The organism is Paenibacillus sp. FSL K6-0108 (genome assembly GCF_045040695.1).
Taxonomy (GTDB): Bacteria; Bacillota; Bacilli; order Paenibacillales; family Paenibacillaceae; genus Paenibacillus; species Paenibacillus pabuli_B.
Window position 1 is genome coordinate 183809 of the sequence record NZ_CP150288.1, and the last position, 13377, is coordinate 197185.

The window sequence follows — 13377 nt, forward strand, 5'->3', positions numbered from 1 at the left end:
TTCACATAGGTTCTAGGGCCATTGTAATGCTATTAGATTTAAACGAATTATGCACTCTTAAATTATCTTCAAAAAAAGGACGCCCTCGTCATATTGACGAGGGCGTCCTTTTTTCATATAGCCAACTCAACTGGTGATGCCATTTGAGTTGGCTATATGGTATATCCGTTTAATTGGCGTTCGCCTCGGCTTAGATGCCTTGGGAACCTACGTTTTCGATAACTTTATCGATGATACCGTAATCAGCAGCTTCAGCAGCACTCATAAAGTAGTCACGATCTGTATCTTTCTCGATACGCTCCAGCGGTTGGCCTGAGCGCTCAGCGATGATGCGGTTCAAGGTATCACGCATTTTCAGGATGCGGCGGGCACGGATTTCGATGTCCGAAGCTTGACCTTGCGCACCACCAAGTGGCTGGTGAATCATGATTTCGCTGTTAGGCAATGCAAAACGTTTGCCTTTGGCACCTGCGTTCAACAGGAATGCACCCATGGAAGCCGCCATACCTACACAAATGGTAGATACATCTGGTTTGATGAATTGCATTGTATCGTAAATCGCCATACCAGCTGTAATGGATCCGCCGGGGCTGTTGATGTATAAGTGAATGTCTTTCTCCGGATCTTCCGCAGCTAGGAACAACATCTGTGCCATGATGGCATTCGCCACAACGTCATTTACATCACTGCCAAGGAAGATGATACGATCCTTCAGCAATCTGGAATAGATGTCATAGGCGCGCTCACCGCGGTTGCTCTGTTCAACGACCATTGGAATATAACTCACGTGAAAAACCTCCTCGGAAATGTAAATGTTAAATTGGTGTTTATATATAAACTGTTACCGTATTACCCACATCATAAACAATTTCAAACAAAAAGTCAAAGAAAGTCAAACTAAGTTTGAAAAAAAAGAAACCTATCCGGTTTCATTGGTTAAAAGGGTTATGAGCTGCTAATTAAGAATGGCGCGCCCGCCAAGAATCGAACTTGGATCTCAGGCTTCGGAGGCCTACGTCATATCCATTGGACCACGGGCGCACATTGATTATTGCTGCAAGCATAGCTGCATAAAAGCAGTTTTGAAATAGAAGTTTCAGAATATGTGACAGCAATAATGATTATAGCTCATGAATAATTGAATTGCAAGCAAATGTTCGCCGTTTTGGTTTGGATTACCCTGAATTGGATCATGATGAAAATAAGTGGATAAAGAATGCAAATAGGTAAATGCTAAAAGAGGTTTTGGACATGCCATATGAAAAACAATAATGAGCAATATGTAGATGGAAATTTCGCTTTGCTTCTATATATGGTATGGAACAGGTTGTTCTCGATCATGGGAGTTTGACATTGTGAAAATAGGCGCGTACAAACGCCTGAAACGTGTCGAATTTACGTTTCGAAACACTTGCATGTCGCGTCAGTTTTAGGTAGAATAGACGTGGGACTTAAAAAGTTAACCCGGGACGTTTTAGGGCCATGAAAGAGAGCTTGGAACGAGAAGCTTGCGGGAGTGGAAAGCATGCGAACGATTTTAGAAGTGCAAAAGCAGCTTCTGCCTGATCTCATGGATGTCTTGAAGAAGAGGTATACGATTCTCCAACAGATCATGTTATCGGATGTGATCGGACGAAGAACGTTAGCCAATTCCATGCAGATGACCGAGCGGGTTCTGAGGGCTGAGACCGATTTGTTAAAGGCTCAGGGACTTATTGAAATTGACAGTGCAGGAATGAAGATCAGTGAGGCAGGGCATGAATTGCTGCAGCAGTTGGAACCCGTCGCCAAAGAGCTGTTTGGATTATCCGAACTGGAAGAACGCATCAAGCAAGCCTACGGTCTGCAAAAGGTAGTTGTGGTTCCTGGCGATTCGGACATTTCTCCATTTGCCAAACGGGAACTGGGCAGAGCCGGAGCGAAGGCTCTGGGTAACATTATGAGTGATAACGATGTTGTCGCCGTTACTGGCGGTTCAACAACGGCTGAAGTCGCTGAGCAGCTGACTCCGCCAACATCGCTGAAAGGTGTCTGGTTTGTACCGGCACGCGGCGGGCTGGGAGAAAGCCTCGAAATTCAGGCCAATACGATTGCATCCACGATGGCAAAGCGGGTAGGAGCCCAATACAAACTCCTACATGTACCGGATTTGCTTAGTGATCATGCCTACGAATCACTAATCCAGGACCCGAGTGTTCAGGAGATTCTGCAGCTAATCCGTAAATCGCGGATCGTCATTCATGGAATTGGTGATGCCGTAGAGATGGCACGGCGCCGCAAACTTGCGACAGAGATCATAGATGAACTTCAGGAGCAAGGGGCCGTATCGGAGTCCTTCGGTTATTACTTTAATGATCAGGGTGAGGTGGTACATACCATGCTTACGCTGGGCATGCGACTACAGGATATTGAACGAACTGATGTCGTGATCGGGATTGCAGGTGGCAAGAGCAAGGCTGCTGCCATACATTCCGTCCTGCGATTTGGTCAGGAAGATATTCTGATTATTGATGAGGCTGCTGCTGAAGTCATCGTCGCTGAAATGGAATAAGGCTTTATTTTGCACCACAATCATTGTTGTCTTGACGGACTTCACCGTCTGTCTTGAATATATAAGCTTCATAAAAAAATCAATCAAAACTTGGGAGGAACTTACTCATGATTAAAGTAGGTATTAACGGTTTTGGACGTATTGGTCGTTTGGCATTCCGCCGTATTCAAAATGTAGAGGGCATTGAAGTTGTAGCAATCAACGACTTGACTGATGCTAAAATGCTGGCTCATTTGCTCAAATATGATACAACTCAAGGTCGCTTCGATGGCGATGTTGAAGTACACGATGGCTTCTTCAAAGTGAACGGCAAAGAAGTTAAAGTATTGGCTAACCGTAACCCAGAAGAACTTCCTTGGGGCGACCTGGGCGTAGATATCGTTCTGGAATGTACTGGTTTCTTCACAACTAAAGAAGCAGCTGAGAAACACTTGAAAGGTGGAGCTAAGAAAGTTGTTATCTCCGCACCAGCTACTGGCGACATGAAAACCATCGTTTACAACGTAAACCATGAAATCCTCGACGGTACTGAAACTGTAATCTCCGGCGCATCTTGCACAACAAACTGCCTGGCACCTATGGCAAAAACACTGCAAGACAAATTCGGAATCGTTCAAGGTTTGATGACTACAATTCACGCTTACACTGGCGACCAAAACACATTGGATGCTCCACACCCTAAAGGTGACTTCCGTCGTGCTCGCGCAGCGGCTGAAAACATCATTCCTAACACAACTGGTGCTGCTAAAGCAATCGGTTTGGTTATCCCTGAACTGCAAGGTAAACTCGACGGTGCAGCTCAACGTGTACCAGTAGCTACTGGTTCCCTGACTGAGCTCGTAACTGTATTGGGTAAAAAAGTTACTGCTGAAGAAGTTAACGCAGTAATGAAAGAAGCTTCCGATCCACAAACTTTCGGATATACAGAAGACGAAATCGTATCTTCCGATATCCAAGGTATCACTTTCGGTTCCCTGTTTGATGCAACTCAAACTAAAGTTCTGACTGTTGGCGACCAACAATTGGTTAAAACTGTAGCTTGGTATGACAATGAAATGTCCTACACTGCTCAACTGGTTCGCACTTTGGAGCACTTTGCAAAAATGATCAAGTAATATCTGCAATAACATAGAGCGGAAACAGATGCTATTGTTTCCGCTCTTTATATATCAATATTTTGCAAATTTCTCAAAAACACCAGGATTGACAAGGGATTTGGGCCCTTGATTGGTCCAACAAATACATGGGTGCGGAGGAAATACAGATGAACAAAAAAAGTGTACGCGATATCGAATTGACAGGAAAACGGGCTTTTGTCCGTGTAGATTTTAATGTGCCGCTCGAAGATGGTAAAATTACAGATGACAAACGTATTCGTGCCACGCTTCCTACGATCAACTACTTGATCGAAAAAGGCGCTAAAGTTATTTTGGCAAGCCACATGGGTCGTCCAAAAGGGGAAGTGGTTGAATCCATGCGTTTGACTCCAGCTGCTGAGCGTTTGTCCGAATTGCTCGGTAAAAAAGTCGTTAAAGCGGATGATTCCGTTGGCGAAACCGTAAAAGCACAAGTCGCTGAACTGAACAACGGCGACGTATTGCTGCTTGAAAACGTTCGTTTCCACGCAGGTGAAGAGAAAAACGATCCGGAACTCGCAAAACAATTTGCTGAACTGGCTGACGTTTTCGTTAACGATGCTTTCGGAGCGGCTCACAGAGCACACGCTTCAACTGAAGGTATCGCTCACTTGCTGCCAGCAGTATCCGGTCTGTTGATGGAGAAAGAACTGGAAGTGTTGGGTAAAGCAATCTCCAACCCTGAGCGTCCTTTCACTGCAATCATCGGTGGTTCCAAAGTTAAAGACAAAATCGATGTAATCGACAACCTGCTTAACATTGCGGACAACGTAATCATCGGTGGCGGCCTGTCCTACACATTCATGAAGGCTCAAGGTCATGAAGTAGGTCAATCCCTGCTGGATGAGTCCAAACTGGATGTTGCTCTGGGCTTTATCGAAAAAGCGAAAAAATTGGGCAAGAACTTCTATTTGCCAGTGGATATCGTGATTTCTGATGATTTCAGTGCGAATGCAAACACGAAGATCGTTGAAGTTGGCGACATTCCTGCAGATTGGGAAGGTATCGACATCGGTCCTAAAACACGTGAGATCTATGCCGACGTCGTTAAAAACTCCAAACTCGTTGTTTGGAACGGACCAATGGGTGTGTTCGAAATTGAACCTTTCTCCCACGGTACTCGTGCAGTAGCGGAAGCTTGCGCTGAGACAGAAGCATACACCATCATTGGTGGTGGTGACTCCGCAGCAGCAGCTGAGAAGTTCAAATTGGCTGACAAAATGGACCACATCTCTACAGGTGGCGGTGCATCCCTCGAGTTCATGGAAGGCAAAGCGCTTCCTGGCGTAGTTGCATTGAACGACAAGTAAGCTTTAAGCTATAGCATGAAGGAGTTGAAAACCATGAGAACACCGATTATCGCAGGTAACTGGAAAATGTTCAAAACGGTTTCCGAATCCAATGACTTCATTCAGGAAGTTAAAGGAAAAGCGGAAGTTGAAGGCGTAGAGACTGTGATTTGCGCACCGTTTACGAACCTGCCATCCCTGGTAGAAGCCGTTAAAGGCACAAACATCAAAATTGGTGCACAAAATCTTCATTTTGAAGACAACGGTGCATTCACAGGTGAAATCAGCGGCGTTATGCTGAAAGACCTGGGTGTGGATTATGTCATTATTGGTCACTCGGAGCGCCGTCAATATTTTGCGGAAACCGATGAGACTGTTAATAAAAAATTGCATGCAGCATTCCGTCACGGATTGACTCCAATCTTTTGCCTTGGTGAGACGCTTGAAGAGCGCGAAGCGAACCAAACAAAAGACGTATGCAAAGTGCAAACGGAAGCTGCTTTTGCAGGTCTGTCCGCAGATCAGGCAGCGCAAGTGGTTATCGCTTATGAGCCAATCTGGGCGATTGGTACAGGCAAGTCTTCCACTTCCCAAGATGCGAATGAAGTTATTGCTTACATCCGCAGCCTTGTGAAAGGTCTGTATGACGAGAAGGTTGCTGACGCAGTTCGTATTCAATACGGCGGCAGTGTTAAACCTGAGAACGTAACAGAATACCTCGGACAAAGCGACATCGACGGCGCGCTTGTTGGCGGTGCCAGCTTGCAGCCGGCTTCGTTCATCGCGCTTGTTGAGGGGGCGAAGTAATGACGGCTCCAAAACCTGTAGCACTGATCATTATGGATGGCTTTGGCCTTCGTAACACGGTGGAAGGCAATGCGGTTGCGCAAGCCAAGAAACCGAACTATGACCGTTTTATGAGCCAATTCCCACACACAACTCTCACTGCTTGCGGTGAAGCTGTAGGTTTGCCTGAAGGGCAAATGGGGAACTCCGAGGTAGGTCACCTGAACATTGGTGCCGGCCGGATCGTATACCAGGATTTGACTCGTATCTCCAAATCGATTCGTGACGGTGAGTTTTTCGATAACGAAACACTCGTTAAAGCTGTTCGCGAAGCGAAACAAAGCGGTAAGAAACTCCACTTGTATGGTTTGTTGTCCGATGGCGGCGTACATAGTCACATCGACCACTTGTTTGCCATGCTGGATCTCGCCAAAAAAGAAGAAATGAATGACGTATACATTCATGCCTTCCTGGATGGCCGTGATGTTATGCCAGATAGCGGTAAAGAGTTCATGCAGAAGCTGATTGCCAAAATCGAGGAAGTCGGTGTAGGACAAATCGCAACGGTTCAAGGTCGCTACTATGCGATGGACCGTGACAAACGTTGGGAACGTGTTGAGAAATCATATCGTGCCATCGTTTATGGTGATGGGCCCAAATATACTGATCCACTCAAAGCAGTTGAAGAATCGTATGAAAAATCGGTATTTGACGAATTCGTTGAACCAACGGTTATCGTTAAAGCGGATGGCCAGCCGGTAGGTTTGGTGGAGAGCGGGGATTCCGTCATTTTCCTCAACTTCCGTCCTGACCGTGCGATCCAACTGTCGCAAGTATTCACGAACCAGGATTTCCGTGGTTTCGACCGTGGTCCGAAGTTCCCTGTGGGCTTGCACTTTGTGTGCCTGACCTTGTTCAGCGAGACTGTTGAAGGTTATGTGGCTTATTCGCCTAAAAACCTCGATAACACGCTGGGTGAAGTTCTGGTACAGAACAATAAGAAACAACTGCGTATTGCAGAAACCGAGAAATATCCGCACGTAACCTTCTTCTTCAGCGGCGGCCGTGATGTTGAGCTTCCAGGCGAAACTCGCGTGCTGATCAACTCACCAAAAGTTGCAACATATGACTTGCAACCAGAGATGAGTGCTTATGAAGTGGCAGACGCATGTGTACGCGAGATTGAAGCAGACAAACACGATGCAATCATTCTGAACTTCGCTAACCCTGATATGGTTGGACACTCTGGCATGCTGGAGCCTACAATCAAAGCGGTTGAAGTAACGGACGAGTGCATGGGACGTGTTGTAGACGCAGTTCTCGCAAAAGGCGGCGTTGTGCTGATTACTGCGGATCATGGTAACGCGGATATGGTGTTTGATGAGCAAGGACGTCCGTTCACAGCTCACACAACGAACCCGGTTCCATTCATCGTTACAGATGCTAATGTTACCCTGCGTGAAGGCGGAATCCTCGCGGATATCGCGCCAACGATTCTTGACTTGATGCAATTGCCTAAACCGGAAGAAATGACGGGAACATCTGTTATTGCTACCCGTAAATAATTAGTTTTAATAGGTTGTTGAATAATACAAAGTGGAACCCGGAACGAAGCAAGCAGAACCGATCTGAAGAAGCGAAGCGTTCGCCTTTATCACATGATTCCAACTTATGGAAATGATTTCAAAGGAATCAGGGGATAACAGCGATCGGAAGATGGTACTGCGTGCGGAGTGGACTGGTGAAACTCAGGCTATTCTGAACGTATTAAAAATAAATTTAAAATTAAAGGAGATTATCACTCATGACTATTATTTCTGACGTGTACGCTCGCGAAGTCCTCGACTCCCGCGGTAACCCTACAGTTGAAGTTGAAGTATACCTGGAGTCCGGCGCAATCGGACGCGCAATCGTTCCATCCGGTGCATCCACTGGTGCCCACGAAGCTGTTGAGCTTCGCGATGGTGACAAATCCCGTTACCTCGGTAAAGGTGTTCTGCAAGCTGTTAAAAACGTAAACGAAACAATCGCTCCAGAAGTAATCGGTATGGACGCATTGGATCAACTGGGTATCGACAAATTGATGATCACTTTGGATGGTACGCCAAACAAAGGTAAATTGGGTGCTAACGCAATCCTGGCTGTATCCATGGCTGTAGCTCGCGCAGCTGCTGACGCTCTGGACCTGCCACTCTATGTTTACCTGGGCGGATTCAACGCTAAAGCTCTTCCAGTACCAATGATGAACATCATCAACGGTGGTGAGCATGCTGACAACAACATCGACGTTCAAGAATTCATGGTTCTTCCGGTTGGAGCACCAACATTTAAAGAAGCTCTTCGCGTAGGCGCGGAAATCTTCCACAACCTGAAATCCGTACTGAGCTCCAAAGGCTTGAACACAGCTGTAGGTGACGAAGGCGGTTTCGCACCAAACCTTGGTTCTAACGAAGAAGCAATCACAACAATCATCGAAGCTATCGAAAAAGCTGGTTACAAACCAGGCGTTGACGTATTCCTGGGTATGGACGTAGCTTCCACTGAGTTCTACAAAGATGGTAAATATACACTTGCTGGCGAAGGTAAATCTTACACTTCCGCTGAGTATGTTGACCTCTTGGCTTCATGGGTTGAGAAATACCCAATCATCACAATTGAAGACGGTATGTCCGAAGATGACTGGGATGGTTGGAAATTGCTCACTGAGAAATTGGGAGACAAAGTACAACTCGTTGGTGATGACCTGTTCGTAACGAACACAGAGCGTCTGGGTAGAGGTATTGAAGAAGGTATCGGTAACTCCATCCTGATCAAAGTGAACCAAATCGGTACATTGACTGAAACATTCGATGCAATCGAAATGGCTAAACGTGCAGGATACACAGCTGTAATCTCCCACCGTTCCGGTGAGTCCGAAGACAGCACAATCGCTGACATCGCTGTTGCAACAAATGCGGGTCAAATCAAAACGGGCGCTCCTTCCCGTACAGACCGTATCGCGAAGTACAACCAATTGCTCCGTATTGAGGATCAACTGGGTGAACTGGCTCAATACAATGGTCTTAAAGGTTTCTACAACCTCAAAAAATAAGTTGTCTTACGACAACTCACGGGCAAGCCGGGTAACCGGCTTGTCTTTTTTATTAAGTGCATTGCAATTCGAATGAGTACGGATGCTGCTCAAGGGGTTAGATTGTAAATGAACTGAGAGAGAGTCACTACTTGTATCACGCTAATTGCTGTGTTACAATTAAAGTAACTGTTTTTATGGTGAGATGTTATGCCCACATGGGTAGGAGGTGGAAAGAATGGATATTGCTTTGAAATTGCTGCTCGTCGTATTTTCGATCGGTCTAATCACTGTAGTATTGCTGCAGCACGGGAAAAGCGCTGGTTTGGCGGGTGCCATCTCCGGTGGTGCGGAACATCTTTTCGGTAAAACGAAAGCGCGCGGACTGGATCTTTTCCTGCAACGTGCAACGGTTGTACTGGGTGCAGGATTCTTCATTTTGTCTATCGTAGTTACGGTTTTCTCCAAGTAAGAAATGGAATTCCTTATATAACTCGATAGTTTCGAGCATGACGCTTGAATGATTAACCTTCGTTTCGAGAAGAAACGGAGGTTTTTTAATAAATATATTCATGTCCAGTCTTTTCCAATGAACCACACGATTCCGATCTTCGAATCTTCTCACTTCCGTTCGGTTACCTTCCTACATATTCGCCCTGTTCTGGGCCATTTCTTTCCTGTCTGTTTAAGAGCAATACACATGTAGCATAAATGCTGTTATGATGCATGAAAGCGCGGTTATGCGAGGAGCCACACATGCTTGGTTTATTTTGCAGGGTACGGATGCGCTGGATTGAATTCGTGTATACTAGGGTATGAGATAGTGAGGCCTGAGTTAGATGGCTTTCTATGGTAAGGTTTCTGATACATAGAGAGATGAGACAAGATTACACTTTTATGTTTCCCGAGGTGAATATTAATGATAACAGAACAACAATTGCTCGACTTCATGCGGGAAACCGCTTATAAACCGATGACTTATCAGGAACTGGAACAGCACTTTGAGATTGAAGATGCGGCTGATTTCAAAGCCTTTTTAATTATGCTTAATTCGCTGGAGGAATCCGGCAAAGTCCTGCTGACCCGCAATAACCGCTATGGAATGCCAGAACGTATGGATTTGGTGCGGGGACGTTTGCAGGCTCATGCGAAGGGGTTTGCTTTCCTCATCCCTGAGGATCGGGAACACCCGGATGTGTACATCCACGCCAATGATATGAAAAGCGCGATGAACGGCGACACGGTATTTGTTAAAGTGACTTCTCAAGGTCCTTCCGGTGGGCGTTTGGAGGGTGAGATTGTCCGTATTGTTACCCGTGCGGTCACGCAGGTGGTTGGAGTATTCCAAAGCCACGAGGTTTATGGCTTCGTCATTCCGGACGACAAGCGGATTAACCGAGATATCTTCATACCGCGTACAAATTTTCATGGGGCTGTTGATGGACAAAAGGTTGTTGCAAAAATCGTCAGCTATCCAGAGGGCCGGGCAGCAGCAGAAGGTGAAGTGATCGAGATCCTCGGTCATAAGGATGAACCTGGCATTGATATTTTGTCAGTGATCCGTAAACATCAGCTGCCAGAAGCTTTCCCGGATGAAGTAGTGGAAGAAGCGGAAAAAGCCCCAGATGCCATTACGGAAGAAGAAATTATCCAGCAGGGTCGCCGCGATCTGCGTGGGCTGAATATCGTTACGATTGATGGCGAAGACGCCAAGGATCTCGATGATGCAGTCAATGTGGAGAAGCTGCCTAACGGCAACTACCGTCTGGGCGTTCATATTGCCGATGTAGGCTATTATGTACGGGAAAACTCCAAACTGGATCAGGAAGCATACAACCGTGGATGCAGCGTATATCTGGTGGACCGGGTTATTCCGATGCTGCCGCAGCGTTTGTCCAACGGGATATGTAGTTTGAACCCGCAGGTGGACCGCTTGACCCTGTCTTGTGAGATGGAGTTCAACGACCAGATGAAGGTTGTGAAACACGATATTTTCACGAGCGTAATCAAGACCAAAGAGCGGATGACGTATTCCAACGTTCGCAAAATTCTTGAAGGTGAAGAGCCTGAATTATTGGAGCGTTACAAGGATCTGGTGGATGATTTCCACTTGATGAAAGAGATTGCCTTGAAGCTTCGTGCGATGCGTATGCGCCGTGGTGCGGTTGACTTTGATTTTGAAGAATCCAAAATCATTGTGGACGCGGAATGCAAGCCGGTGGACATCGTGAAACGGGAGCGTTCGATTGCGGAGCAAATCATTGAGGAATTCATGCTGGCAGCCAATGAAACGGTAGCAGAGCATTTCCACTGGTTGAAGGTTCCGTTCATCTACCGTGTGCATGAAGATCCGGATCAGGAAAAACTGCAAAATTTTCTCGCCTTTGCGGCGAATTTCGGACACCATGTCAAAGGACGTGGCAACGCGATTCATCCACGAGCGCTTCAATCCCTGCTTGAGGACATTAACGGAACCAAGGAACAGACGGTTATCAGTACAATGATGCTGCGTTCCATGAAACAGGCGAAGTATGATTCCGAGATGTCGGGTCACTTTGGTCTGGCGGCAGAGTTCTACAGTCACTTCACATCGCCAATCCGTCGATATCCCGATCTCGTCATTCACCGTGTTATTCGGGAAGTGATTGAGAACAATGGGGCTTTGCCTGAGAACCGTCAGGAGTATTTGGCTGGACGTATGGCCGACATTGCGCAGCAGTCTTCGGAACGTGAGCGTGTGGCGGTTGAAGCTGAGCGGGATACGGAGAAAATGAAGAAAGCCGAGTACATGCTTGATAAAGTCGGCGAAGAGTTCGAAGGCATGATCAGCAGTGTTACCAGCTTCGGTATGTTCATTGAACTGGAAAATACGGTAGAAGGTCTGATTCGCCTGAGTGCGCTCACAGACGACTATTACCATTTTGACGATCAGCATATGGCTCTGATTGGCGAACGTACCTCCAAGGTCTTCCGCATTGGTGATGAGGTGAAGATTCGTGTGGCGCGTGTAAGCATGGAAGAGTACACGATTGACTTTGAAATGGTTGACATGAAACCTCGCGGCGAACGTCCAGGTGGCTTCAGTGGTGGACGTGGCGGTAAAGGTGGACGTCCTGCTGGTGGCGGCGGACGCGGCGGCGCGAAGAGCGGTTCCGGTGGATTCGGTAGCTCCCGTGGTGGTAAAGGCGGACCAGCTGGTACGGGCGGCAAACGTGGTGGACGTCCTGCCGATGAGAGCAGCAAAGGCGGACGTGGCGGTCGTAGCGGAGCATCGAACACTGCAGGAAGCACGGGTGTCAAAGGTGGCGGTAAACCGAGAGGTGAGCGTCATGCTGGAGATGCTGGTGCATCAGTGGGTCGGAGCAAGGGAGCGGTAAGCTTTGGTTTTGGCTCGGGCAAAGGCGGCTATAGTTCTACAGCGGGTGGCCAGGAAGGCACTTCAGCTGGTGGACAAGGGAATGCTCTGAACAGCAGCAGTCGTGGTGAAGGCAGCTTCAAATCGGGTAAAGGCGGAGGTAAAGGTGGCAAAGGCGGTAGTGGACGCAAAAACACCTCACCTACCGGTGTGTTTATCGGAGAAGGAGCTACACCGGGCGGTGTTCAGGAAGGTGGAGCACCACGCCGCAAGCGCAAGAAGAATAAAGGCGCATCTGCCAACGGAACGGCGGCTTTTGTACGGAAGAAGAAAAAGTAATCGCGTTTCGCTGAGCATGAAATGAGTGTAATGAGAAGGGGCGGCGCAGACCGCCTCTTTCTTGATTTTAACAGCGGTCCTTGCTACAATTAAGGTCTGGCATGTGGTAGCTGAGGAAATGTGTGGTGCGCTGCTGTAGAGCATGGTACCGGCTTATTTTACGGAGAAGGAGTGAGGACATGGGCAAGAATGATGGACAGAGTAAAGTGCTTGCACAAAATAAAAAGGCTTCCCATGACTACTTCATTGAAGATACGTATGAAGCGGGCATGGTGCTTACCGGAACGGAGATTAAATCTCTTCGTAACGGCCGTGCGAATATTGGCGATGCATTTGCCACGATTCGAAACGGTGAGATTCATATTCATAATATGCATATTAGTCCTTTTGAACAAGGGAACCGTCATAATCCAATTGATCCAACACGTACGCGCAAGTTGCTGATGCATAAAGTGCAGATTCACAAGCTGCTGGGGCTGTCGAAGCAGGACGGATACAGCATTGTACCGCTGAAGATCTATATTCGCAACGGGTACGCCAAGTTGTTGCTTGGACTTGGTAAAGGTAAGAAGCAGTACGATAAACGGGAGACTGCAGCCAAGCGGGATGCACAACGTGATATTCAACGGGTTCTGCGCGAGAAGCAGAAGGTTGCTCGTTGATTGGGATTTGCGGATTGCTGTGTGTTGAAATGCACATGGTAGTTGGTGTGAGGCGCGAGTTATGTTAGAAATTAGGATCTCAAGTTTTGCCCGTAATGGGTGGAGCTTGAGATTTTTTAAGTTTGATTAGAGGTCCCATTTGTTAAGAGGATGGGGTGTAATGAGTTTGGAGCATCACGCTGACCTGAC

10 protein-coding genes and 1 tRNA gene are annotated in these 13377 nt (G+C 47.1%); 9 read left to right on the forward strand and 2 right to left on the reverse strand.

Going from position 1 to position 13377, the window contains the following annotated elements:
* Window positions 1-190: 190 nt before the first annotated feature.
* Together clpP and MHB49_RS00885 are read right to left on the reverse strand one after the other, a co-directional pair.
* Window positions 191-787 (reverse strand): ATP-dependent Clp endopeptidase proteolytic subunit ClpP, encoded by a 597-nt coding sequence (clpP, locus tag MHB49_RS00880; RefSeq protein WP_072735760.1) that lies wholly within the window; start codon window positions 785-787, stop codon window positions 191-193.
* Between the two features lie 179 nt (window positions 788-966).
* Window positions 967-1041, reverse strand: a tRNA-Arg gene (locus MHB49_RS00885).
* 484 nt (window positions 1042-1525) lie between these two features.
* Between MHB49_RS00885 and MHB49_RS00890 the strand changes: the two genes are divergently transcribed.
* The 9 genes from MHB49_RS00890 (at window position 1526) to smpB (ending at window position 13188) form a co-directional block, all read left to right on the forward strand.
* Window positions 1526-2551: a sugar-binding transcriptional regulator gene (locus MHB49_RS00890; protein WP_405154675.1), complete on the forward strand. Its 1026-nt coding sequence runs from the start codon at window positions 1526-1528 to the stop codon at window positions 2549-2551.
* A 107-nt stretch (window positions 2552-2658) separates the two neighbouring features.
* Complete coding sequence (gene gap, locus MHB49_RS00895; protein WP_056695277.1) at window positions 2659-3666, forward strand: type I glyceraldehyde-3-phosphate dehydrogenase; 1008 nt, start codon at window positions 2659-2661, stop codon at window positions 3664-3666.
* 149 nt (window positions 3667-3815) lie between these two features.
* Window positions 3816-4997: a phosphoglycerate kinase gene (locus MHB49_RS00900; protein WP_247900238.1), complete on the forward strand. Its 1182-nt coding sequence runs from the start codon at window positions 3816-3818 to the stop codon at window positions 4995-4997.
* Window positions 4998-5030: 33 nt separating this feature from the next.
* Window positions 5031-5783, forward strand: a complete 753-nt coding sequence (tpiA, locus tag MHB49_RS00905; RefSeq protein ID WP_247900239.1) for a triose-phosphate isomerase — start codon at window positions 5031-5033, stop codon at window positions 5781-5783.
* Window positions 5783-7327, forward strand: a complete 1545-nt coding sequence (gpmI, locus tag MHB49_RS00910; protein WP_405154676.1) for a 2,3-bisphosphoglycerate-independent phosphoglycerate mutase — start codon at window positions 5783-5785, stop codon at window positions 7325-7327. The genes tpiA and gpmI overlap by 1 nt, the downstream gene beginning before the upstream one ends.
* Window positions 7328-7566: 239 nt before the next feature.
* Complete coding sequence (eno, locus tag MHB49_RS00915; RefSeq protein WP_090904989.1) at window positions 7567-8853, forward strand: phosphopyruvate hydratase; 1287 nt, start codon at window positions 7567-7569, stop codon at window positions 8851-8853.
* A gap of 217 nt (window positions 8854-9070) precedes the next feature.
* On the forward strand, window positions 9071-9304 hold the full coding sequence (gene secG / locus MHB49_RS00920; RefSeq protein ID WP_053782964.1) for a preprotein translocase subunit SecG: 234 nt from the start codon (window positions 9071-9073) through the stop codon (window positions 9302-9304).
* A 447-nt stretch (window positions 9305-9751) separates the two neighbouring features.
* Complete coding sequence (gene rnr / locus MHB49_RS00925; RefSeq protein ID WP_405154677.1) at window positions 9752-12526, forward strand: ribonuclease R; 2775 nt, start codon at window positions 9752-9754, stop codon at window positions 12524-12526.
* A 179-nt stretch (window positions 12527-12705) separates the two neighbouring features.
* Window positions 12706-13188 (forward strand): SsrA-binding protein SmpB, encoded by a 483-nt coding sequence (gene smpB, locus MHB49_RS00930; protein ID WP_247900242.1) that lies wholly within the window; start codon window positions 12706-12708, stop codon window positions 13186-13188.
* Window positions 13189-13377: the final 189 nt, after the last annotated feature.